Annotated in this window: 2 protein-coding genes; both read right to left on the bottom strand. The window is 74.4% G+C overall.

The features are described from left to right. Window positions 1-140: 140 nt before the first annotated feature. Window positions 141-800, bottom strand: coding sequence for a hypothetical protein (locus AC2W7G_RS14825; RefSeq protein ID WP_485869115.1), 660 nt, complete (start codon window positions 798-800; stop codon window positions 141-143). Further along, on the bottom strand, window positions 797-2,000 hold a 1,204-nt coding region (locus AC2W7G_RS14820), incomplete at its 5' end, for a hypothetical protein (RefSeq protein WP_485869114.1). The genes AC2W7G_RS14820 and AC2W7G_RS14825, both read right to left, overlap by 4 nt.

Genomic DNA, 2,000 nt, shown 5'->3' with positions numbered 1-2,000 from the left:
GCGGCCACGCGCGGCGAGCAGCCGGGCCTCGGGTCGGTCGCCGTGCGCGACCGAGCCGGGCGCGGTGGCCCGGACGTCGTGCCCGGCGGCGACCTCGGCGTCGACGATCGGCTGCAGCAGGCCCAGCGGTTCCTTCGTCGTCACGCGCGTCGGTCCAGCACGGTGACCTGCTGCGCCACGGCCTCGCGCACCTCGAGCGGGAGGTCGGACGCGGCGACGACGCGGACGATCGGCACGCCGAGCTCCGGCAGGGTCGTCGACCCGTCGAGCGCCGCGACGAGCGCGTCGGCGACCGCCTCCTGCGCCTCGGGAGCGTCCTGGGTCTGGTGGACCAGCAGGCCGAGCCACGGGCTGTCGTCGACCCGGTAGAGCAGCGCCCACACCGCCTCGACGAACTCGTACCGGCCGGCCTGCTCGGCGAGGGACTTGCGGACCTTGCCCGGCAGCAGCTGCCACACCTTGTACTCGGTGTGGGACCCCGCCGGGAAGACCTCGGTCAGGGGCTTGAGCGAGGCCGCGTACTCGGGGTCGACCTCCAGGCCGCCGGGGGCGCCGGAGTCGACGACGACGCCGACGCCGTCGGGCAGCTCACGCAGGCGCGAGGCGACATCGGTCTGGTACAGCGTCCATCCCTGCGGAGCACCGGCGACCGCCAGGTCCTCGCGGGTCCACAGCGCCACGCGCGGGCGTCCGTCGGCACCGCGCAGCGAGTAGATCTGCGTGCGGTCGGGGCTGACCGCCATGAGGGCGTGGCCCAGCACGAAGCTCCACTTGTCGGCGAAGGCCGGGGACGCGCTCATCGGCTCGCCCCGACGTACCCGGTGCCGCGCAGCACCTGGGAGATGGTCTCGACGCTGCGCTGCAGGTCGATGTCGATCTGGATCTGGGCCAGGTCCGGCGCCCGGAAGCGGTCGGGGTTGTGCAGCACCTCGTCGGCGTAGGCGACCCCCGGCGACGGGTTGTCGGCGCCGTGGAGCGGGATGGTGCCCTGTCCGCCGAGCGCCTGGTGGAGCGGGCCGCCGAACCGCCGGATCTCGTCCGGGTCCAGGTTGACGAGGTCGATCGGCTGGCCGCCGTGGTCGAGCACCGACAGGTCGCCGCGCGAGAGGCCCTCGCTGATGTCCAGGTAGAACTGCTGGGTTCCGCCGGCGCCGTACTGCGGGTTGGCCAGCGTGGTGCCGGTCGCCGCGTCGACGGGCCGGTTGACCTGGATCTCGATCATGGACGGTCGGTAGTCGTGCAGGTTCGGTCCGACTTGCAAGCCTTCCCACACCTGGCTGGCCGAGTGGTTGGCGGCCGCCGCCGTGCCCTCCGGGGCGGCGTAGACGCCCAGGCCGGGGAAGCCGGCCTCGATCCGGGTGCCCGGCTGCAGCACGGTGTTGGTGTAGACGTCGCGTCCGGGGTAGGGCACCTCGCCCTGCCACGAGCGGGCCTGGGCCGCCATGCCGCTGACCTGGTGGTCGGCGGCGACGAACGCCTGGCCGATCTCGGTCAGCGTCGAGCGCAGCCGCGGGATGGCGAGGGCGCCCTCCTGGCCGAGCACCTGCACCGTGGCCCGCACGCCCGGCAGGAAGCCGCGGCGCAGCACGTCGGCGGTGCGGATCAGCGCGACGGCGGCGTCCTTGCCGGCCATGGCGACGTGGGAGACGGCCGCGAGGGTGCCGCCGGAGCGGAACGCCGCGGTCAGCGCGGCCAGCGAGGTGAGACCCTTCGTGCCCGGGATGCAGCCGAGCAGCGCCAGCCCGACGTCCCACAGGCTGCCCTCGCCGTTGGCGTACTTCATGAGCGCGTCGGCCAGCACGACGAGGGCGGCGGCGAGCACCACCCAGGCCAGGGGGCCGCCGATGATCAGCACGACGACGCCCAGGACGGCGACGACGATCTTGGCGACGGTGACGAGCGCGTCCCACACCTTCGAGGCGCCGTCCTTGAACGCTCCCAGCGCGAGCGCGGCTCGACGGCCCGCGTCGGCGGCGTCGCGGACCGGCGGGCGGCCTCGC

The organism is Aeromicrobium sp. PFPM2_SD2 (assembly GCF_057364525.1).
Note: the sequence above shows the minus strand (reverse complement) of the source record. Positions and strands in the feature narration are given on the sequence as shown.